Origin of the sequence: Hyphomicrobium sp. 2TAF46, assembly GCF_052114865.1 — a bacterium.
Classification (GTDB): domain Bacteria; phylum Pseudomonadota; class Alphaproteobacteria; order Rhizobiales; family Hyphomicrobiaceae; genus Hyphomicrobium_B.
On the sequence record NZ_JBFRFO010000003.1, the window covers coordinates 316,773 to 336,316 of the forward strand.

A 19,544-nucleotide genomic window follows, 5' to 3' on the forward strand; every position below is an offset into this window, starting at 1 on the left:
ATGACCAAGCTGAAACTCGGGCCGATCGTCGATCAGAAGCCGGTGAAGGTATCGGTGGATCTTCCGGCCGTGCTGCATCGGAATTTAGTTTTGTATGGCGAGGTGCTCGGTCGTGACAGCAACCAGCCACCCGTTGATCCGGTGCGCCTGATTGTGCCTATGTTGGAGCGGTTTCTCGCGACCGATCGAGGGTTTGCAAAGTCCAAGCGTCCCATCCAAACGGCCCGCGACGGTACAGGCCCTTGACGGGCTCATAGCATCATTTCGCAGCTCTGGCGACCGCCGCTTTCTTCGAGAGGGTCCGCGCCATGCTCAGAAAGCGACGGAAAGCGGGATTGTCATTGCGCACCGACCACACTGCGCTGAAGGGTAATCGCTCCCCTGTGAGCGGCCGATAGACGACGCCAGGAAATGCGGCGCCGGTCGTCGCCTCGCTGGTGAGGGTCAGTCCCCGGCCGAGAGTGACGAGCTTCATGAGGTTGTCCCTGCCGACGCCGCACCGCTCCACGGTCGGATGGCGGCCCAGTTCGGCCAGGTGCTTCACGAGATAGTCGTGAATTTCGGCGCCGGGATTCGTCTCGCTGACGATGAAATGTTCATCACGCAGATCGTCCCAACAGATTTCTTCGCGTCCGGCCAAGTCATGATCCTGTGGGAGTACAGCGAAGACCCGTTCCTCCCATAGACGTGCCGCTTCGCAGCCATAAGCCGCAGGCTCGCCCGTGAGGAACGCCACATCCATCCGATGATGCTGGACGGCAGCCACGTGCTCCGCTGGCCCGCCCTCGGCAAAATCGAGATGAACGAAGTGGTTTTCCGCCTGATAGGCTTGCAGCAGATCGGCGAGAAAACCCGACGCTAGCGACGAGAAGATGCCGATCCGCACCATACCGACCTCGCCGCGCCCAGCCGCTCCGGCATCCTTCAACGCATATTCGATTCGCCCCACCGCCGGGCGGGCATGGTTCAAGAACCTGCTGCCCGCGTTGGTGAGCGTCACGCCGCCTGGGTGACGGATGAACAGCGCAACGCCGATCTCATCTTCCAGATCGCGTATGCCCCGGCTGATCGTCGATTCCCAAACCCCAAGCTCGACCGCCGCTTGCCGGAAGCTACGCTTCTCGGCGGCAACCAGGACATAGCGCAAATATTGCAGTACGACCTTGGAAGTGGACGATGCGGCCATACTGCGGACCCGAGTCTACGATCGAGTTCTTGGCGGTGCTTGGGTCATGCGAGTGGCCATTGCCACCGCCGCGATCAACGCAAGCATGAAGATCATCGTCGCGAGAATTCCCCGACTCATTCCGAACACGGCGCTCGTGCCGAATGCGGCAGCGGACGAGCTGGCGATCTGGAAGAATCCGATCAGCCCCGACGCCACGGCCGAACGGCCGTGCTCGCTCGCGATCGCCCCGGCTATGGCGAGCGACATCGACGAGCCGTTCGCCAAACTCACGAGCAGCATGGGCAGCACGACGGCGCCCGCGCCCATATCGGGCCATGCCAGTGTCAGCAGGAAAGCGCATCCTCCGGCTACGAAAGACGCCACGCCGAGGGTAATGATGGCATCGTACGGCAGACGGTCGAGCAAAAGCCGGGAAATCCGGTTGGCGCCTATGATGCCGCAGGTCAGCGGCAGATAGAGCCAGCCGATACTGGTCTCCGATAGGCCCAGCCTATCGAAGACGAAGGACGACTGCGTCAGATACACAAACCATGCGCTGTAGATCGCGCACACCACCAGCGTGTATTGCAGAAACTTCCGGTCCTTCAGGACCGCTGGAAACCCGTCAAAGGGGGATCTGGCCGCCGATCCCGCCGGTCGCGTTTCCGGTAGCAGCGCCATGGTGAGGATCAAAGCCAGAAGGCCAAACGCGCCAACAAACAGGAAGTCGGCGCGCCATCCGAACGCCCTCGCCAGATAGGCCCCGATCGCGGGCGCGATGGCCGGCGACAGCGAGACCAGCGGATAGACGATATTGTAGACTTTCGCCGCCGCCGTCCTATCGCAGGTATCGGCGATGATGGCTCGTCCGAGCACGAGGCCGGACGCCGCTCCGCAGCCTTGCAGCATTCGCCATGCCAGAAAGCTGCCGAAGCCCGCGGTCGAGGCGCAGCCAATCGAGCCGATGATGTAGAGCAAGATGCCGATCACAAGGACGGGCTTGCGCCCCCAGCGATCGGACAAGGGGCCGTAAAAGAGCTGGGATACGGCGAGCGCGATCAGATAGGCCGAGACGGTTTGCGGCATTTGCCAGTTCGCGATGCCGAAGCCCAAGGTCATCGCCGGCATTGCGGGAACGTAGACATCCGAGGCGAGCAGCCCGAATGAGCTGAGGATAGCGATGACGAGAATCAGCGAGGGAGAAAGCATGGCTCACCCTCGCTCTGCGAGAGATGCTTCAGCCGCCCGCTTCGCTTTCCCGCCGAAGATGAGAAAGCTCGACAAGGCCAAAATCCAAACGGTGATACCACCGTAGAGCATCACCAACCTGAAGCCATGCACGAGCGCCGACTGTAGAACGGCGTCCGCCCCCGGCAGGGCATTCAGCTCCGGGAAGTCGGATGCATGGGCGGCCCCGCCTACGATCCGTTCCGCGAGATGTTGCAGATGGGCGGCATCGAGTACCCCTGGCAGGGCGTTGCTCAGCCAAGCGGATATGCCCGCGATCAGAATGAAGCCCATCAACGCGATGTTGATCGCCAGCGAAATCATCCTGGCGCTCATATCGATGCCCGACGCCATGCCGGCGCGCGTGCTCGACACCGATCCGGTCGTCGTGTTGGTGACGGGTGTATTGGTCAGGCCGAGTCCAGTGCCTGCCAGCAAGCACCCCGGCAGCAACGTCAGCCAATTGGCATGTTCGGCTCCACTACCGGCCCACATCAGCATGAAGCCGAGGCCGATGAAGAAAAGTCCCGTCGGAATAGCGGTTCTGGCGCCGAAACGCAGCAGCATCCGCTCACCGAGCGGCGGCACCACGAGCGTCGGCAGCGTATAGGCGAGCAGCGTCAGGCCGGCTGCGACATTGCCATAGCCAAGTGCGCTTCTGAAGTAGATCGGCAAGTAGATCATGAAGGGCCAGAAGCTGAAGTTCATGCCCATTGACCCCAGCAAGGCGCCAGAAAAGCGTCGCACGCGGAATACCGAGAAATCGAACATCGGGCGGGCGCTGCGGGTCTCCGCCAGCACGAAGGCCGCGAAGCTCAGGATGGCGATGACGATGATCGCAAGAGCGGTCGGGCCGGAAAAGCCAAGATCAGGGCCTTGCGTGATGTAGAAGGCCACGCAGAACACCGCTACGGAGAGCGTCACGATCCCGGCTATGTCGAGGTGCTTTGCATCGGGATCGCGCGACTCCTGCACGCCCGCCACGGCGAGGCCAGTAGTGACGATTGCGATGACGACGTGGACGAGGAACACCCATTGCCAGTCGGAGATCGCGACGATCGCCGCGCCAATGATGGGGCCGAAGCCGAGACCGATCCCGAAGATGATCCCCCAGGCAGCGAAGGCCCGCGCGCGCTCCGGCCCCTCGCGAAACTGGTGCGAAAGAACGGCGACCTGGCAGATCAGCATCGCGCCGCCGCTCATCCCCTGGAGAAAGCGGCTCACGATGAGAAGGACGGCACCTTGCGCGAGGCCGCAGATCAGCGAGGCCAAGCCGAAGACGACAATACTGGCGACGAATACCCGCTTTCGACCATAGCGATCCGCCAGCGTGCCCGTCGCCATCAGGACGGTCGTGACCGCGATCGTATAGGCATTCATGATCCATTGGAGCTGCTGGAAGTCGGCCGGCAGCACCTTCTCCAGCGTCGGCAGGATGGTCGGCACGCTGGAAATTTCCAGCCCGAACATGAGGGATGCGAGGCAGACCGCCGCCAGGGCAACCCTGTTCCAGCCTGTTGTTGAAACCATCATAGCTTTTACCTCCAAGCCTGGTGTCGATTGCCGATGCACAGGCAGGAGGTTCGCTGGATCGAAGAAACTCGGGTCTCTAGTTCGCCGCCTCGCATCGGATGCCGGACGAACATAGGAGGGTCTTGACCGCAACAGAATGGTATCAATATAGATTTCAGAGACAACAAATGCGGATGATGAGATGCTCACGCTTGATGTGGACGCTGTAAGAGCCTTCGTGATGGTGGCCGATTTCCAGAGCTTCACGCGCGCCGCCGAGGCGCTGGGCACCACACAAGGCGCGATCAGCGTGAAGCTCAAGCGGCTTGAGGATCGCATCGGGTATCGGCTGGTCGAACGCACGCCTCGATCGGTGCGGTTATCCGGCCAAGGCGCGTCCTTTTTGGAGGGTGCGCGGAACTTCATCGCGGCGCACGAGCGCGCCCTTGTCGGGCTGAATGCCGCGCCGAGACATTTTGGCCTCGGCATCGCCGCCCACGTCGCGGGGCCGGAGGTTCCGACCTTGCTCGCGCGGCTGCACACCCATGATCCCAATCTGACGATCGAAGTGCAGCTCGACAACTCGCGAAAACTTCTGGACCTGTTCGACCATGGGCGGCTCGATGCCGCGATCATCCAACGCGAGGATGATCGGCGGGATGGCGAGACGCTGGCGCATGAGCGCTTCGGCTGGTTCGCGTCGCAGGGCTTCGAGCATAGGCAGGGAGAGCCGTTACGTCTGGCCGCGCTGGCGCCGACCTGCGGTGTCCGCAACATCGCGACGCACGCACTCGACGCAGCAGGAATAAGGTGGACCGAAGTGTTCCTCGGGGGTGGTTCTTCGGCTGTCCATGCCGCCGTCTCGGCCGGACTGGCGGTGGCCCCTCTGTCGTATCGGATCGCGCCCGCCGGCACCGTCGATGTCGGCGAGCGGCTGGGGCTTCCGCCGCTTCCCTCGTCCGAGGTGGTGCTCCATTCGTCTTTGACGGACCAACGATCCCGCGCGGCGCTGCGAGCATTGGCCGCCGCATTTCGGGAGCACCGCGCGCCGCTTTCGTGAGAGTGTCGTGCCGCCGTCAATCTTGCGCCTTTGTCATAACAGCTCGGGATACCTGCGTCGCCAGAGCGACACAGGCGCTGACACCGATCCCAAGATTGAACGTCACAACGCAGAGAGCCGAAGCGGCGTTGGGTTGCTCGGGCGCATGTTCGAGCATCCATCCGCCCACCCACGTTCTTACTCTCGCGTCACCAGGAAGAAGCCGACGAAACTCAGAGTCACGACCACGACATTGTAGACGGTCGCCTGTGCAAGCGCATGACCGTAGGTTCGCGTGGCCGTCACCAATTCACCGGCCTGATGAATCACTGAGAAGAACAGGACACCCACGATCGCGACGCCGACCGACGTGCCGACGATCTGCATGGTGCTGACCATCCCGGACCCCATGCCCGCCTGATCCTCACGCACGCGGCTGAGCGTGGCGTTGAGCGCCAGCGGAATAACGAGACCCTGGCCGGCGCCGTTGAGGATGAGGGAGACGATCAGAAGCGGTAGATTGTCCGGTGATGTAGCGCCGATCCCGATCGCCAGCGCCATCGCTGTCCAGAAGATGGTCACACCCAGCAGCAGCGCCTTTCGCCCGATCCATCCAGCCAGCTTCGGACCGATCAGCGAGGCCGCAAAGAAGGCGATCGCAGACGGCGTGAACACCGCGCCGGCCGCGAGCGGCGAAAGGCCGAGGCCAGGTTGCAACAGCATCGTGAGCGAGAGGAAGAACGAACTGATCGCCGAGTAGAACAGGAAGATCGCGACGACCCCGGCGACGAAACGGTGATTCGCGAACAGCGCCACGTCAATGATCGGCACACCGCCTCGCGCGGAGAGCTTTCGCTCATAGGACAGGAAATAACCGAACACGGGAACGGAGAGCAGCGGCAGCACGACCGACCACCACGGCCAACCATGATCCTGCCCTTCCATGAACGGCACCAGCAGCAGCGCGAGGCCGAGGGCGCCGATCACTGCGCCCCGTAGATCGAGCTTCGCCGGAACGGGAGCGCGGGTCTCCACGATCAGCAGCCTGCCCGCAACCAGGGCGGCAAGACCAATCGGCAGATTCACTAGGAAAACCCAGCGCCAGCCGAGCCCGGCCATGCCATATTCTATGAGGACACCGCCAGCGAGTTGGGAAATGGAGGCGGCGACCCCCTGGACCGCCCCCATGATGCCGAAGGCCCGGCGCCTCTGGTCACCCTCGAACAGCACCCGTAGCGAGGCGAACACCTGCGGCATCAACAATGCCGCCCCCAATCCCTGAAGCGCTCTGGCGGCGATAAGCCATGCCGGCGTCAGCGCCGCGCCGCAGAGGCCCGATGCGGCGGTGAACAGGGCCATGCCGATGAGAAAGATGCGGCGGCGTCCATAGAGATCGCCGAGCCGCGCGCCGTTCAGCAGCATGACGCCATAGGGTGCGCTGTAACCCACCATGAACAAGGCGACATCGGCCGGGCTGGCATGAAGGTCTTTCTGGATGCTGCCGAGCGCCACGTTGACGATGAACAGGTCGAGGATCGTCACGAAGTTACCAACCAGCAGTACCGCCATCGACTGCCATCGCCGACGTTCTCCGGCCTGACGGCCGCTTGCTGGCTCGATATGGAGCTGATTGCTCTCCGCTTTGGTACTCTGGATTGACATGATCGCTGACTTCCAATTATATACATACGACCATATAGATAGTTGTTCGCGAAAAGAGTCAACGGGGATGCCGCGATGAAGCGACCCCTTGCAGCAGGCGAGAGCATGGCGAAGGTGGAACAGACGGACGGCAGGCGGCTGCGAGGTGACCGCGCGAGAGCGCAGATCCTCGCCCGTGCCGTGACAATCTCTTCGACCGAGGGCCTTGAAGGGCTGTCGATCGGGCGTGTCGCGGCCGAAGCCGGCGTCGGCAAAGGTAACATCCAGGTTCTGTTTGGCGACAAGGAGGCGCTTCAGCTCGCGACCCTCGATAGCGCCGCCGAACTTTACCGGACAAACGTCATCGTTCCTGCGATGGAGCAGCCAACGCCACTGAAGCGCTTGCTGGCCCTCGTGGATGGTTGGTTCTGTTTTGTTGAGCAACGGACCTTGCCTGGCGGTTGCTTCGTCAACGCCGTCAGCAACGAATATCGGGCGCGTCCGGGGCGCATCCGCGATCGGATTAACGCGCACCGCGCCGCGACCCGCGAGCGCTTTCGCAATCTGATCCGGGAGGCGGTGGAAGTTGGAGAACTGCGGCCCGAAGTGGATGTCGATCAGCTTGTGTTCGAGTTGGTCGCCTGTCAGGCGGCTGCCAACGTCGCCGCGCTCATGAATGACAGGGACGAGTTTATTCGAGCGTGGCGAATGTCGCTCGATCGCGTCCGCATGGGAGTCACAGCGTCGATTTAGCTGGCTAGTCACCTTCATTGCACTCCCTCAGGTCTCTCTTGGGGAATGTCCGCGATACCAATGCTCCCAGGGCGATACTGGCCGCTGCCCCAAGCATGATCCCCGTCCACAACACGGCCCGCTCGCCTGCTACCGGCAGAACCAATCCGCCGACCAACGCACCCGAGCCGATCCCGAAGTTGAAAGCGGCGACATAGAGGGCCGAGGCGGCATCGGGTTGAGCGRGAGCAAGTTCGAGTACCCAGCCTTGTAGCCCGATGATCAGGACGGAGACTGATGCGCCCCACAGAATCATGTTCAGCCATGCGAACATTGGGAACGGTGGCGCGAGCGCCATCACCGCTTCGCCGGTCACGATTCCGATCGCAGCCAGAAGGGCCAAGGCAGCCGGGCGACAGCCGGTCCATCCGGCAAGAGCGGCTCCGGCCACTCCAGCAATCCCGAACAGGAACAGGAGCATGGGAATGCTGGCCGATGGCACACCAGCCACACGACCCAGCAGCGGGACGATATAGGTGTATCCGCAGAAATGGGAGGCGACGATCAATCCCGTGATGAGGACCGCGACGGTGAGCTGGCCATTGTCGTGCGGCCATGCTCCGCCCGCGTGCAGCGCTTCAGCCTTGAGCGATGGCAGCCGCCAGGCGCCCAAAGCGATGACCACGAAGCCGAGCAAAGCGAAGGCACCGAAGGCGGCGCGCCAGCCGGCATATTGGCCGATGGCCGTTGCGGAAGGAACGCCGGCGACGATCGCCAGAGAGATGCCGCCGAACGCCCACGCCAATGCCCGGCTGGCGGGCATCTCCGGCGCGGTCCGTGTTGCGAGGGAGGCCAGAATCGACCAGAAAACGCCGTGCGTCAGCGCGGTAACGACGCGCATCAAGGCCAGCACGGCATAGTTCGGCGAGAGCGCCGCCGCGATATTCGCCAGCGAGATCACGCCGAGCAGACCGAGAAACAGCCAGCGTCGATCGAGCCGACTGGTCGCCAGTGTCAGAGGAACGGCTGTCACCGCCGCCAGCCAAGCATAGCCGGTTACGAGGGCGCCGACCGCGCTTTCCGACACCCGGAGATTCCGGCCGATCTCCGGCAGCAATCCGATCGGCAGGTATTCGGCGGTCTGCGCCACGAAGGCGCCCAGCATTACAATCAGCAGCCTCCCCATCAGCCGTGATCGTCCGCCAGGAAATCGAGCACGAGACGCGCGAATTCTTCCGGCTGTTCCAGCGGCGCGAGATGGCCAGTCTCCATCTCTACATAGCGGGCATTGGGAATGAGGGCCGCCAATTCCCGCGCACGGGCGGAGGGCACCATGTGGTCGTGGACGCAGCCGATCACCAGCGCTGGCCTTGCGATACGCTGCGCCTGGTCCCGCACGTCAATCGTCAGATCCAATTCGACCTGCCGCGCCATGCCGTCCCAATTGTTGTTGGCAACGATCTCATCGACCGCCTCGCTGATCGCGGCTCGACTCAGCCCCGACAGGAAATCCGGGCTGAAGCCGGTGATCAGAATGAAGCGGGCCATCGCCCGGCGGTCGGTGCGGATCAGATCGCGCCATAGCTCGAATTGCATCGCCTGACGCGCGTCCGTGCTCGATACGAACCCGGCTAGCAGGACGACCGAGCGCACAAGGTTGGGATATTCCGCCGCGATATAGGTCGCGACCGCCGCGCCGAGGGAGAAGCCGACGAGATCGAACGGCGTTGCGCCGGCCTGTTCAGCGGCCGCCACGACTTGGGCAGCCAACACGGCGACGGTCAGCGGCCCACCATCGTCGATCGTCTCACCGGACCCCGAATAATCCGGCCGAACGACTGTCCGGCTCTCCGGGAGCCGTCCGACTAGTTGGCTCCAATTGGTCTCTGAATTACCGCCCGTGCCATGCACGAGCACGAGGCCCGGCCCCGATCCATCGACCCGAAACGCGACCTTCGCCCCATCCACTTCAACAACTGGCATTCCACAGCTCCCGATCTCTTCAAATGAGTCGGGCAGGACGCTAAAGTCTCACAGCGCTGTCAGGGTCAAGGAGTTTTAGAATGCAGATTGGAGAATTGTCGCGCCGTACAGGCGTCAGCGTGCGGATGCTGCGCTACTATGAGGACGAGGGAATATTGCAGCCGGCTCGGCGGGACTCCGGCTACCGGGATTTCGGCCCAGCCGAGGAACGGCTGGTGCGGCGCATCCGCATGTTCAGCGATGCTGGCCTCAAACTAGACACGATCCGCACCCTGCTGCCCTGTGTGCTCAACGATCGCCCGGAACTCGAACTCTGCGACGAGGTTCGTGCGACCTTGGCCCGCGAGATTGGCGGCATCGAGGAACGCATCGCTTGCCTTGCATCCAGCCGGGATATTCTTGCCGGATATCTACAGCAGGATACAAAGCGCGCGGCCCAAATCACAAGCGAGGGGTAAGGACATTTGCCCGTGAACCCCTCTTGACCCTTACAGCGCTGTCAGAGCCTACGAGTCGTTTCTCAACGTTCCGAGGGACCCGTGATGCCGACAATGCAACTGTACCGTCTGACGCGCCAACCCGATGGCGTGAAACTCATATTGACCGAAGCGCCAGCCCCTGAACCTGGTCCTGGCGAGGTGCGCGTGCGCATCGAAGCCGCGAGTCTCAATTATCGTGATCTTCTCGTCCTCGATGGAGTCAGCCGCAACGGGGTTGATGGCCGAATTCCATTGTCGGATGGCGCGGGCCACATCGAAGCTCTCGGGCCGGGCGCGACCCGTTGGCGGGAAGGCGACCGCGTCGCCGCGAGCTTCTTTCGCGACTGGATCTCCGGCCCATTCCATTCGCGCTACATGGCGTCATCGCTTGGCGGCAATGCCACGGACGGCGTGCTGGCTGAGTTCGTCGTCCTGCCCGAAACGGCACTGGTCGCGACGCCCGCTCATCTGACATCCATCGAAGCATCGACCTTGCCATGCGCGGCCGTCACGGCCTGGCAGGCGCTCTGAGGTGGCGCCGGAAATTCGGACATAAGGCTAAGGTTGGTTCGCCCTCTTGGAAGGACGGACTTTATGACTGGGAAGCGGAAACGGTACTCGGCTGATTTCAAGGCGAAGGTGGCGCTGGAGGCGTTGAAGGGGGAGCTGACCCTGTCGCAGCTGGCGGCGAAACACGGCGTCCATCAGACGATGATCGCGGCGTGGCGGAAGCAGGCGGTGGAGGGGCTGGCCGGGGTGTTCTCGGGCAAGGCCGAGGCCGCCGAAGGCGCCCGCGAGGGGGAGATCGACAAGCTGCACGCCAAGATCGGCCAGCTGGTCGTGGAGCGGGATTTTTTGTCCAAGGCCTTCGGTCGCTGAGCCTGGACCGGAGGCGCCAGATGATCGAGCCCGACCACCCTCGGCTGTCGATCCAGCGGCAGTGCGCGCTGGTGTCGATCAGCCGCTCGGGTTTCTACTATCAGCCGGCCAGCGAGACCCCGCTGAACCTGGCGCTGATGCGGCTGATCGACGAGGCGTTCCTGGAGACGCCCTGGTACGGCTCACGCCAGATGGCCCGGCATCTTCGCCGCCAGGGCTACATGGTCGGCCGGATGCGGGTGCGGCGGCTGATGGCCAAGATGGGCCTGGCGCCGATCTACCAGAAGCCGCGGACCACGATCCCGCACCCGGAGCACCGGGCCTACAAATACCCGCTGCGCGGGCTGGTCATCGACCGGCCCAACCAGGTCTGGTGCGCCGACATCACCTACATCCCGATGCGCCGGGGCTTTCTGTACCTGGTGGCGGTGATGGACTGGGCGACGCGGAAGGTGCTGGCCTGGCGGCTGTCCAACAGCATGGACGTGGAGTTTTGCCTCGCCGCCCTGGAGGAGGCGCTGGCCCGCTACGGCTCGCCGGAGATCTTCAACACCGACCAGGGCAGCCAGTTCACCTCGCCGCGCTTCGTCGACCTGCTGAAGGATGCCGGGGTGCGGGTCTCCATGGATGGCCGCGGCCGCTGGATGGACAACGTCTTCATCGAACGGCTCTGGCGCAGCCTCAAGTACGAGTGCGTCTACATCCATGCCTTCGAGACCGGATCGGAGCTGCGCGCCGGCCTGACCCGGTGGATCGGCTACTACAACACCACCCGGCCGCACTCGGCGCTTGCCGGCGCCACCCCGACGAGGCCTATGGGAAAATCCAGGTGCCGCCCGATCCGGGGCTCGCCCCGGATCGGGCGAACACCGAGCACAAACTGGCGGCGTGATCTGAACCTGAACCGACCTTAGCCAAGCCGCCAGGCTGTGCGGAGAACCGGCGCCACCTCACTCTTCGCGCGTAGCACGCTCGGCCAAGATGACATCCTGCTCGTGCAGGGCACTGGCGGCGTCGCGCTCTTCGGACTGCAATTCGCCAAGGCGGCCGGCGCGCGGGCCATCGTGCTCTCATCGTCGGAAGACAAGCTGGCGAGGGCAAAGGCCATGGGGGCCGATATCTTGATAAACTACCGATCTATTCCCGATTGGGATCGCGAGGTTCTGGAGCGAACGGGTGGTGAAGGCGCGACGCTTATTCTGGAATTGGGCGGGCCTGACACGTACCAGCGGTCCATCAATGCCGTCGCCGCCGGCGGAAAGATCGCGCAGATCGGTGTCCTGACCGGCTTCGGTCCCAAACCCGATTTGGGGCGGCTGCAAAGCATGAACGCCGATATTCTCGGAATCACGGTCGGTTCGCGAGAGCATTTCGAGGTGATGAACGGGTTCATTGCCAAACATCAGCTCAAACCCATGAACGACCAAACCTTCCCGTTTGACGCGGCGTCCGCCGCCTATGACCATTTGCGGAGTGCGCGGCACTTTGGAAAGATCGTGATCGCCTTATAGGTGACCAGGGAACCTCAACGGCGGCCACCACTGAATTGAGAGACCATATTCGCGCACTTACACGCCAAACTCTAAAACCTCTCCATCGTTTGGGATACGAAGCCTCTCGGCGGCGATATCTTGTGTCTGCGCGTGCTGCCGCAGATCGGCTCAGCTGCCGCGATCGATGAGCGGGTTGAGGCAGCACGCCCCCATGTCGTACATGAAAACGGCCATGGGGAATGAAATTGACGAATGCCATTCTCGACGAGCAGGTTACTTTCGAACAGTTCCGAGGACGAGATATGGATTACAGACGTCAGATTGTATTTGGTCGTGCTGTGCTGGCGGCGCAGGTCGTCGGCCAAGGTCACCCCGTCGTCTTTCTGCACGCTAATGTCTGTGATAGCCGCATGTGGCGAGCTCAACTTGATGCTGTTGGCATCGGCAACATGGCTATCGCTTATGATCGACGAGGTTTCGGAGAGACGAACGCCCAGAAGGACGATTTCTCGTCAGTTGCGGATCTGATGGCCGTGATTGACGCGGTGGCAAACGACCAACCCGTGATCCTGGTCGGGTGTTCGCAGGGTGGAAAGATCGCGATCGATGCTGCTCTTCGGCACCCGTCGCTTATCAGCGGATTGGTGCTTATCGCGCCCAGCGTCGGTGGAGCACCCGAACCTGCGTATTCGCCGGAGATCAAGGCGATGCTGGCCCAGCAAAAGATCGCCGAGGATGCGGGCGACTTGGATCAGGTGAACGCGATCAAGGCGCGCCTCTGGTTGGATGGCCCCCTGGCGCCCGAAGGGCGCGTCAAAGGCCAAACTCGCCAGCTATTCCTCGACATGAATGGCATCGCGCTCCGCTCCCCGCCGGTCGGGTCGAGCCTTGATGGCGCGCCCGCTTTCAGCCGCTTGCGGGAGATCGGTGTACCTTCGCTCGTGATCTGGGGTGACCTCGATTTTCCCCATATCCAAGATCGGTGTCGCTATATCGCGAAGGAAATACCAAACGGATCAAGCTACGAACTAACTGGCGTCGCTCATTTGCCGAGTCTTGAGCAACCGGCGTCCATCACCGACCCGCTTATTTCCTTCATAGAGCGACTATCGAATCATCGTTCTTGCGCTGAGAGTCTGGCTCGGAACTCATACGGAACGCGCGATGCGGCCGACGAGGAGCACGGCTGAATTTGCATAGATGAAGGCGATTGTAGGTAAGCTTCTTTCCTCAAGCCGGTACATTCCGGTTGGCATCGGTCGCTTCATCTCGTTCTCGGCCCGAAGGCCCCGCCTATTCCGTCCTCCACCAAGGGCATCTGTGTGAGAGCAAACCGATCTCTTTTGGCGATCATCTCGTTTCTGTCGTTCCTGTTCGTCGGATTCGGCATCGTCCTGCCGTCCTGGGTGGCCTTTCATGTAGGTGGATCACGACTGGTAGGGCTTGTCCTGATGTCGTCCAGCGTCACCGGCCTGGTTCTGGCGCCGTTTACGGGTCATACCGTCGATCGGTTCGACAGGCGGCGCGTCGCCATGGTCGGGCAGGCTATCCGCGCTAGCGCCCTACTGCTCATCGCGCCTGCAGCACTCGTCGGAAGCGGCGCGGGAAGCATCCTGCTGGTCGCAGCCGGCGGGCTGGGCGCACTCGGTTACACCCTGCACGATGGCGCTCTGTCCGGATTGCTGCAATCCGCCGTGGCGTCCGAAGAGCGCATCGCCTTCGTGATGAGGCTCTCCATCGCCCGTCAGATCGGGATCGCGGCCGGGACCGGCCTTGCCGGCCTCGCCATTGCGCAGCTCGGCGCTCCCACAAGCGCCCTATGTTTCGGGGGCGTGGCCGTCATCAGCGTGGTTCCCGTGTGTTTGATCAAGTCGGCCGGCACCGAGGTCAAGACCTTGCACGAGCGAAGCATTCTTGCCTCGTCGCGCGAAGCGCTGGTCTATTTGATGGCGAACCCGACATGCCTCGTCGCTTCCGCCACCGTTGGTGTGTCCTTCGCGGTCATAAAGATCACCAATCTCCTGCTGCCCGGCTTCGTCGTCCGTGCGCTCGGTGCCGGCAGCGACCTGTTCGGCGCGCTCGAGATGATCGCGGCCATCTGTGGGACAATGGCGGTCGCGCTCGCGAGCTTGCCCCGTTTCGTCCGGTATATTGAAGCGCACACATTGGCGCTGCTCTGCGTAACGGGGCTTTCCCTGGTGGCCTTCTCCTTCGCCGGCAACCCGCCCATCGCCATGATCGCTTACGGTTTTGCCGGCATGGCCTGGAGCGTCACGCGTTCGGCCGCGAACGGGCGCCTTCTGACCGTTGTGGATTCGGCGGTCGTGGGGCGGGTTCAGGCTTTCACCACCCTCTTGACCGGCCTGTTCGGGATCGTGATCTTCCTCATGCCGACCGCATTTCCGCAAACGCCAGAAGCGATCCTCTATCTGATCTGCGGCATCGCCGTCGTGACTGCCGCCCTTGGATTGCGGCTGGTGATGGTACGTCGCGCTCCAGGACATTGAAGCATTGATTGAAAACAGCGATGTGAGGGCGTGCAATTGGTCCAGATTCGGCGATTTGTTGAAGGCGATGCTGACGCCATATGGTCACTGCACCGGTGCGCCCTAACTCTTGTTGGCGCTTCGGGGCCGACCGGGAGCGGGGAAGATGATCTCCGGGATATCCCACGTTTTTATCTCTCAAGCCGCGATTTCCTCGCTTGTGCGGCCGACGATGTCGTGGTGGCCATGGGCGGTTGGCGGCACCTCTCCCCGACCCATGCAGAGCTGAAGCGAATGAGGGTGGAACCGTCACTTCAAGGACGGGGTTTTGGACGCCGAACGCTCGAAGCGCTTGACGAATCTGCCCGCATCACGGGGGATCGAGATGTTGGAGTTTGAGACCACCACGGCACAAGCGGAGCACAGCGCCTATACGCTGCCGCGGGCTATCGGGTGTCGGGCTCCGGCAGCGCACACGGCTATCATGTCGATCGCTATGTCAAAGATTTTAAGAGCTGACGGTACCCCACAATTCAATCAGACTTCCGAGGCCAGTTCGCTGGCAAGTTCCTCTACGACCCGGTCCAGTTGCAGGGCCTCGGCAGCGTCCACCAGACGTAATCCGAACCGATCGGCGGCACGAACGATCTCCATATCGTCGCGCAGCGACCGCGCTATGAACTTATCTATGAGTAGCTTGGTCCGGTCATCCCCTTGCGAATAGCCGCTAGCCGCTTCCATTCGCTCACGCAGGAAATCCCGATCCGCGTAAAGCCCAATGGTCAGGACCTTCTGGCGATCCAGCTCTGCGATATATTCGGGGCGTAGTGCGGTGCCCTCAACGATCAAGCCTTGGCCGGCGTGGCAGGCCTCGACGATTTTCTGCCGGAGGGCTGGCCACATGTTCTCATGGTGCGCGCGCAAGAACCAGTAGATGGTCTCGTCCGAGAGGCTGGAATAATATTCCGCGACCGGCTCCTTCACCTGTGGCCAGGGTCGCCCTGGATGTCGCGCCAGGGAATCGGTCGAAACGAGCGGCCAACTCGTCGCTTCGGTAATCCGGCCCGCGAGCGTCGATTTGCCGACATGCGATGTTCCAAAGATCAACACTACGGACGGACGCACCGCCATCGACACTTTCCCCTATAATCGAGTGGAGCCAGCTCCATTTTTATATCTATGCTGAGGGAACGGTCTTGGCGACGTCGCTGTTCGTCCCATCGCGACCAGTGTCCTTCCCGACATATGCGCAGTAGTGCTTGCGTTTGTCCTCCCCCTCTGGCGGACTCAGACCACGCCGTAGAATGCCACGCCGTCGCCCAATCGATCAGCCCCGATTACCACATCAGTCGTGGCCACGACGAAGCGCACCGCGACAATTGTGATTGATCCCTTTGCATACCTCGCGCTGCAAAGCGCTCATGCTTCAAGCGGCGAGATACGGTGTCGTCTTGCGAATTCGGGCGTTATTGGTTGACTGTCGCGAAACTTTAGGAATTTCGCGAGAGATCGGCGGTTGAAAACCATAAATCGGGGAAAATCGCTACCGCAGTTTCGTCGGGTTTTTGATCACCTGTCAGCCAGACTGATCGAATGGCTTGTGCTTCGAGGATGTTCGGCGCTCTGGTGCATTGACCGTTGTCTGATGCCCCGATGCAAGGGATAAACCGTGCGGACATCAAAGGCCGGACGGTGAACGTGGAGTCCGCTCGCGTCACCAGCATGGCGAGCCCGATCCCTTCGACGGGTTGCCAAGGAAAAATCATGCGCCCGCCCGGTTTGAGCGCGTTCAGCCACGAGGCCGGAGGCGCGACGACACCGGCATTGACATAAATCAGATCGGCCGCGGGAAGGGGCATGGCGGTTGCATCGCCATGCGTCACGGAAACACTCTCGAAAGGCTCCAGGTTTTTCCGCGCCCGACGGACAAGATTCTCATCGATTTCGAAAGCGTAGACGCTTCCGTTCGGCAATACGAGCTTGGACAAAAGCGCTGTATAGTACCCCGTCCCCGCGCCTATGTGGCATATCGTGTCGCCAGCTTTCGGCGCGGCTGCGCCAATCCATCCGGCGTGCAGAAAGGGCTCGCCATTGTTGATCCCTTTGGCCGCGTCAAGGGCGACGACCACGTTTTGATACAAATGGATAGGGTCAGCGCTGGGCGTTTCAAGATAGCTGAGATTATAGCCCATGATCCGCCAAGGTCCCGGCCCACAAAAGATCTCGCGCGGCACCAGTTCAAAGATGCGCTCGAGGCGTTCATCGGTGGAAATGCTGGCCGCGGCCATCATCTTTGCGTGAAAACTTCGCACTTCTTCCAGGGTCGCGCGAGCGAGGATATTCATGCCGTCTTTCATCCTTTTTTCTGACAGTTCATGCGACATAAGCCTCAGTGCTGCACGAAACAACGCGATTCAGTGTTGAATCTCCGCTCTGCTGATCGAAATAATGCCGCGGTTCGCTCATAGACCATGATACCCAATGATTGACCACGCAGTGATTGGGCTATGCCGCGCCTGCGGCGTCGATAGTGCACAGTCGCGCCTTGAAAATATCTTGAACCGCCAAGGACGGTTCCTCGTTTAAAGGCGGGCTCGATCCCGCAAGGGATTTCGTTCGTGATGACGTTGAGCCATTCCTGACGCCGGCACGTTCCAATATGCCGTTGGGTGGGGCGAGACCTGTGGCAGGCTTGAGATCGGTTAGGACTGAACAATCGCCAGGCTTCGCAGTCCCGGCGCGCTTCGTCAGCCGTCGTGCCGGATGACGACCTTACCGAAGTGAGACCGGCTCTGGAAGTGACGATAGGCCTGGCGCGCCTCGACAAACGGAAAGATCCGATCGATGACAGGATGTAAGTGCTGGACCGCGATGGCACGGTTCATCGCCTCGAAATCGCCGCGGCTTCCGACCGATGCCCACCGCATCGTCACAATGTTCCGCGCGAAGGCTGCCGCGTCGAGACTGCCGCCACCGGCGAGCGTGCCGATCAGTTCGATGTGGCCCGCCATCGCTGTCGCCTGGATCGAGCGCTCCAAGGTGCCGACACCGCCGATCTCGATGACATGATCAACGCCGCGACCACTGGTCGCCTCCCGCACGGCCAGATGCCATTCGGGTTGACGTTGATAGTTCACGACCTCATCGGCGCCGAGTGCTTTTAGTCGTTCTGCTTTCTCGTCGCTGGAGGTGATTGCGATCACGCGTGCTCCGGCGCTCTTGGCGAACAGGAGCGCGAACAACGATACTCCACCCGTTCCCTGGACCAACACGGTCTCGCCAGGGCGAACGTGCTCCACAGCGACCCAGGCGGTGACGGCAGCGCCAGGAAGTGTCGCCGCTTCTTCGAATGACAAGGGTTCCGGCAGCGCGACAAGTGCATCCTCATGCACGATCTTCAAATCGGAAAGGACACCGGGGCGGTTTGCGCCCGGCTGATCGATCAGAATTTCCGGCGTTATCTTTCCCGCCAGCCAGCATGGCAAAGCCGTCAGCACCACGCGGTCGCCAGAACGAAAGCGCGTGACGCCTTCTCCGACGGCGATCACCTCGCCGGAGCCGTCCGAGAGCGGAATCAGCCCCGGGATGAACGGCACTCGCCCGTAGCGGCCTTCGAGAATCATGATGTCGCGATAATTAAGCGACGAGGCCCGCACCCTGACCAGAACCTCACCTTTGGTGGGCGTCGGATCAGTATCGGTTTCAAGTTCAAGGCTGTCGATGTCGCCTTGCCGACGAAGATGAAAAGCCTGCATGGCAATGCTCCCGTTGTTTGTCGCCGGATATAAGAGCTTTGGATTGGACGAATGATGGCTTATCGTCCATGAATTAAGTTCAATCGTCCAAGACGGACCGGCGTGTGGATTTTCTCACCAGCATCATCTCCGCGATGCATTTGCGGAGCGCGCTCTACGCACGGTTCGAGGTTCGCGCGCCTTGGGCGGTCGAGTTCGCGCCGGGAAGGGAACGAGCCCGCTTCGGCCTCGTCACGGAGGGCAAGTGCTGGCTCAAGCGGCCGTCGCATCCTCCGCTGCAACTGCACGCCGGCGATCTTTTCCTGATCCTTGATCCAGGCGCCTTTGCGCTTGGCGACGCGAGCGACACGCCGACAAGAACCTGCGCCAGCTTGATGAAGGAAGCCGGTGCAGATGACGGCGCCATTCGGTTCGGCGGATTAGGCGCTGGCTCGTGCTTCATCACCGGTTGGTTCGGCTTCAATGCGTCGAGCGGTCAGCCGCTGGTGGAGTTGCTGCCGGACCTTCTTCATTTCCGGCTGGATGAAGATCGGCACGCAGCGCTTCGGGCGACATTCGATCTGTTGGCGCGGGAGACGACCCAGAGGGATGCCGGAAGCGATGTGGTTATTCGTGGTCTCGCCGATGTCCTCTTTGTTCAGGCTATGCGCGCCTATTTGGCGTCTGCGCCTGAGCCAAGACAAGGGCTGCTCGCGGCGTTGGCGGACCTTCGGCTCAGTCGAGCCATTCACGCCATGCATTCGGCGCCCGAGAAGCCTTGGAAAGTCGAAAGCCTTGCGTCAGCCGCGGGCATGTCGCGCTCCGCCTTCGCGGCGGCATTCCGCTCGACCCTTGAACAAACTCCGCTCGACTATTTAGCGCGATGGCGGGTGCATGTCGCCAAGCGAATGCTTCTGGAGACGGAGCAACCGCTTGCCATGATTTCACACGACCTCGGCTACGCCAGCGATAACGCGTTCGCCAAGGTTTTTCATCGGATCGTCGGCGTCACACCTGCCGTGTTCCGGCGGCGGGAACGAAATGCTGATCACCGACGAGCACTGGCTACCGCCCCGTGATGAAACAGGTTCTCCGCCTGATCGTTGATTCCGAAGGCCCAGCTCAGCCGGAGTTTGTCGAAAGCCGCGCTTCTCTGCAGCGATCAAGCATA

At 61.8% G+C, this 19,544-nt stretch carries 19 protein-coding genes and 1 pseudogene; 11 read left to right on the forward strand and 9 right to left on the reverse strand.

Translation table 11 applies throughout. The features are described 5' to 3' along the window. Complete coding sequence (locus tag AB4Z24_RS08255) at window positions 1-246, forward strand: DUF2274 domain-containing protein (protein WP_441707340.1); 246 nt, start codon at window positions 1-3, stop codon at window positions 244-246. Window positions 247-259: 13 nt separating this feature from the next. Here the strand turns inward: AB4Z24_RS08255 and AB4Z24_RS08260 are convergent, their stop codons facing one another. From AB4Z24_RS08260 to AB4Z24_RS08270, 3 genes are read right to left on the reverse strand one after another with little or no spacing between them, the layout of a single operon-like run. Continuing rightward, window positions 260-1,186, reverse strand: coding sequence for a LysR family transcriptional regulator (locus AB4Z24_RS08260; protein ID WP_441707342.1), 927 nt, complete (start codon window positions 1,184-1,186; stop codon window positions 260-262). A gap of 15 nt (window positions 1,187-1,201) precedes the next feature. After that, on the reverse strand, window positions 1,202-2,377 hold the full coding sequence (locus tag AB4Z24_RS08265) for a multidrug effflux MFS transporter (RefSeq protein WP_441707344.1): 1,176 nt from the start codon (window positions 2,375-2,377) through the stop codon (window positions 1,202-1,204). A gap of 3 nt (window positions 2,378-2,380) precedes the next feature. Then, complete coding sequence (locus AB4Z24_RS08270) at window positions 2,381-3,928, reverse strand: MFS transporter (protein WP_441707346.1); 1,548 nt, start codon at window positions 3,926-3,928, stop codon at window positions 2,381-2,383. A 181-nt stretch (window positions 3,929-4,109) separates the two neighbouring features. Here AB4Z24_RS08270 and AB4Z24_RS08275 point away from each other — a divergent pair, with 181 nt between their 5' ends. Then, window positions 4,110-4,967: a LysR substrate-binding domain-containing protein gene (locus AB4Z24_RS08275; RefSeq protein WP_441707348.1), complete on the forward strand. Its 858-nt coding sequence runs from the start codon at window positions 4,110-4,112 to the stop codon at window positions 4,965-4,967. A gap of 177 nt (window positions 4,968-5,144) precedes the next feature. Here the strand turns inward: AB4Z24_RS08275 and AB4Z24_RS08280 are convergent, their stop codons facing one another. Then, the gene (locus AB4Z24_RS08280; protein WP_441707350.1) at window positions 5,145-6,608 is read right to left on the reverse strand and encodes an MFS transporter; all 1,464 of its coding nucleotides are present in this window, start codon (window positions 6,606-6,608) and stop codon (window positions 5,145-5,147) included. Between the two features lie 75 nt (window positions 6,609-6,683). Between AB4Z24_RS08280 and AB4Z24_RS08285 the strand changes: the two genes are divergently transcribed. Continuing rightward, window positions 6,684-7,340: a TetR/AcrR family transcriptional regulator gene (locus AB4Z24_RS08285; protein WP_441707351.1), complete on the forward strand. Its 657-nt coding sequence runs from the start codon at window positions 6,684-6,686 to the stop codon at window positions 7,338-7,340. A 4-nt stretch (window positions 7,341-7,344) separates the two neighbouring features. Here AB4Z24_RS08285 and AB4Z24_RS08290 read toward each other — a convergent pair whose 3' ends face one another. After that, complete coding sequence (locus AB4Z24_RS08290) at window positions 7,345-8,484, reverse strand: MFS transporter (RefSeq protein ID WP_441707353.1); 1,140 nt, start codon at window positions 8,482-8,484, stop codon at window positions 7,345-7,347. Between the two features lie 20 nt (window positions 8,485-8,504). Continuing rightward, window positions 8,505-9,302 carry an alpha/beta fold hydrolase gene (locus tag AB4Z24_RS08295; RefSeq protein WP_441707355.1) on the reverse strand — a complete coding sequence of 266 codons (798 nt, stop codon included), beginning with the start codon at window positions 9,300-9,302 and terminating at the stop codon, window positions 8,505-8,507. Between the two features lie 80 nt (window positions 9,303-9,382). On the opposite strand from AB4Z24_RS08295, the gene AB4Z24_RS08300 reads away from it, so the two are divergent. The 7 genes and pseudogenes from AB4Z24_RS08300 to AB4Z24_RS08330 all read left to right on the forward strand — a co-directional run bounded on the left by AB4Z24_RS08300 (window position 9,383) and on the right by AB4Z24_RS08330 (window position 15,038). Then, on the forward strand, window positions 9,383-9,760 hold the full coding sequence (locus AB4Z24_RS08300; protein WP_441707357.1) for a MerR family transcriptional regulator: 378 nt from the start codon (window positions 9,383-9,385) through the stop codon (window positions 9,758-9,760). 84 nt (window positions 9,761-9,844) lie between these two features. Continuing rightward, a complete protein-coding gene (locus tag AB4Z24_RS08305; protein WP_441707359.1) occupies window positions 9,845-10,312 on the forward strand; it encodes an alcohol dehydrogenase catalytic domain-containing protein in 468 nt (155 codons plus the stop codon). A gap of 63 nt (window positions 10,313-10,375) precedes the next feature. Continuing rightward, a pseudogene (locus AB4Z24_RS08310) lies at window positions 10,376-11,466 on the forward strand (IS3 family transposase); the annotation flags it as partial. Between the two features lie 123 nt (window positions 11,467-11,589). After that, on the forward strand, window positions 11,590-12,171 hold the full coding sequence (locus AB4Z24_RS08315) for a zinc-dependent alcohol dehydrogenase family protein (protein ID WP_441707361.1): 582 nt from the start codon (window positions 11,590-11,592) through the stop codon (window positions 12,169-12,171). Between the two features lie 227 nt (window positions 12,172-12,398). Continuing rightward, the gene (locus AB4Z24_RS08320; RefSeq protein ID WP_441707363.1) at window positions 12,399-13,343 is read left to right on the forward strand and encodes an alpha/beta fold hydrolase; all 945 of its coding nucleotides are present in this window, start codon (window positions 12,399-12,401) and stop codon (window positions 13,341-13,343) included. A 132-nt stretch (window positions 13,344-13,475) separates the two neighbouring features. After that, the gene (locus tag AB4Z24_RS08325; protein WP_441707365.1) at window positions 13,476-14,660 is read left to right on the forward strand and encodes an MFS transporter; all 1,185 of its coding nucleotides are present in this window, start codon (window positions 13,476-13,478) and stop codon (window positions 14,658-14,660) included. Window positions 14,661-14,690: 30 nt separating this feature from the next. Beyond that, window positions 14,691-15,038 carry a GNAT family N-acetyltransferase gene (locus AB4Z24_RS08330; protein WP_441707367.1) on the forward strand — a complete coding sequence of 116 codons (348 nt, stop codon included), beginning with the start codon at window positions 14,691-14,693 and terminating at the stop codon, window positions 15,036-15,038. A 138-nt stretch (window positions 15,039-15,176) separates the two neighbouring features. Here the strand turns inward: AB4Z24_RS08330 and AB4Z24_RS08335 are convergent, their stop codons facing one another. The 3 genes from AB4Z24_RS08335 to AB4Z24_RS08345 form a co-directional block, all read right to left on the reverse strand. Continuing rightward, a complete protein-coding gene (locus tag AB4Z24_RS08335) occupies window positions 15,177-15,770 on the reverse strand; it encodes a hypothetical protein (protein WP_441707369.1) in 594 nt (197 codons plus the stop codon). A 359-nt stretch (window positions 15,771-16,129) separates the two neighbouring features. Beyond that, entirely contained in the window at window positions 16,130-16,996 is an 867-nt protein-coding gene (locus tag AB4Z24_RS08340) for a protein-L-isoaspartate O-methyltransferase family protein (RefSeq protein WP_441707371.1), read from the reverse strand. A 390-nt stretch (window positions 16,997-17,386) separates the two neighbouring features. Next, window positions 17,387-18,394 carry a zinc-dependent alcohol dehydrogenase family protein gene (locus AB4Z24_RS08345; RefSeq protein WP_441707373.1) on the reverse strand — a complete coding sequence of 336 codons (1,008 nt, stop codon included), beginning with the start codon at window positions 18,392-18,394 and terminating at the stop codon, window positions 17,387-17,389. A gap of 104 nt (window positions 18,395-18,498) precedes the next feature. On the opposite strand from AB4Z24_RS08345, the gene AB4Z24_RS08350 reads away from it, so the two are divergent. After that, complete coding sequence (locus AB4Z24_RS08350; RefSeq protein ID WP_441707375.1) at window positions 18,499-19,452, forward strand: AraC family transcriptional regulator; 954 nt, start codon at window positions 18,499-18,501, stop codon at window positions 19,450-19,452. Window positions 19,453-19,544: the final 92 nt, after the last annotated feature.

Coding starts and splice junctions, on each gene's coding strand:
- AB4Z24_RS08285 (WP_441707351.1), top strand. CDS start 6,684: ATGAAGCGACCCCTTGCAGCAGGCGAGAGCATGGCGAAGGTGGAACAG.
- AB4Z24_RS08340 (WP_441707371.1), bottom strand. CDS start 16,996: ATGAAAGACGGCATGAATATCCTCGCTCGCGCGACCCTGGAAGAAGTG.
- AB4Z24_RS08255 (WP_441707340.1), top strand. CDS start 1: ATGACCAAGCTGAAACTCGGGCCGATCGTCGATCAGAAGCCGGTGAAG.
- AB4Z24_RS08265 (WP_441707344.1), bottom strand. CDS start 2,377: ATGCTTTCTCCCTCGCTGATTCTCGTCATCGCTATCCTCAGCTCATTC.
- AB4Z24_RS08280 (WP_441707350.1), bottom strand. CDS start 6,608: ATGTCAATCCAGAGTACCAAAGCGGAGAGCAATCAGCTCCATATCGAG.
- AB4Z24_RS08275 (WP_441707348.1), top strand. CDS start 4,110: ATGCTCACGCTTGATGTGGACGCTGTAAGAGCCTTCGTGATGGTGGCC.
- AB4Z24_RS08260 (WP_441707342.1), bottom strand. CDS start 1,186: ATGGCCGCATCGTCCACTTCCAAGGTCGTACTGCAATATTTGCGCTAT.
- AB4Z24_RS08305 (WP_441707359.1), top strand. CDS start 9,845: ATGCCGACAATGCAACTGTACCGTCTGACGCGCCAACCCGATGGCGTG.
- AB4Z24_RS08335 (WP_441707369.1), bottom strand. CDS start 15,770: ATGGCGGTGCGTCCGTCCGTAGTGTTGATCTTTGGAACATCGCATGTC.
- AB4Z24_RS08300 (WP_441707357.1), top strand. CDS start 9,383: ATGCAGATTGGAGAATTGTCGCGCCGTACAGGCGTCAGCGTGCGGATG.
- AB4Z24_RS08295 (WP_441707355.1), bottom strand. CDS start 9,302: ATGCCAGTTGTTGAAGTGGATGGGGCGAAGGTCGCGTTTCGGGTCGAT.
- AB4Z24_RS08270 (WP_441707346.1), bottom strand. CDS start 3,928: ATGATGGTTTCAACAACAGGCTGGAACAGGGTTGCCCTGGCGGCGGTC.
- AB4Z24_RS08345 (WP_441707373.1), bottom strand. CDS start 18,394: ATGCAGGCTTTTCATCTTCGTCGGCAAGGCGACATCGACAGCCTTGAA.